General features: G+C 67.6%; 1 protein-coding gene. It reads left to right on the top strand.

The genetic code is table 11. The features are described from left to right. Window positions 1-77: 77 nt before the first annotated feature. Window positions 78-315: response regulator (locus BV453_RS01650; protein WP_249520709.1), on the top strand; the 238-nt coding region annotated here is incomplete at its 3' end.

Raw genomic sequence — 315 nt, 5'->3', positions numbered from 1 at the left:
CTGCAACGCGCTCGTGGGCTCGCACCGGCATGACCGACCCCGACCGGGCGCAAGACAGCGATCCCTATACTTCGAATATGGCCGATCATCCGAGAGTGCTGCTCGTCGAAGACGATGCGCGCCTGGTGCAGATGCTCGACCAGCTGCTGCAGAACGAAGGCTACGACACCGTGATCGCCCGCGACGGCCAGCGTGCCCTGCACGAAGGCCTCACCCAGCCGTTCGACGTGATCGTGCTCGACCGGGGTCTGCCGGTGATGGAGGGCCTCGACGTCCTCACCCGGCTGCGCAGCCGCGGCATCCTCACCCCGGCCC

Source organism: Microbacterium sp. ER1 (assembly GCF_023383675.1).
Taxonomy (GTDB): Bacteria; Actinomycetota; Actinomycetes; order Actinomycetales; family Microbacteriaceae; genus Microbacterium.
This window is presented reverse-complemented; position numbering and strand designations above follow the sequence as displayed.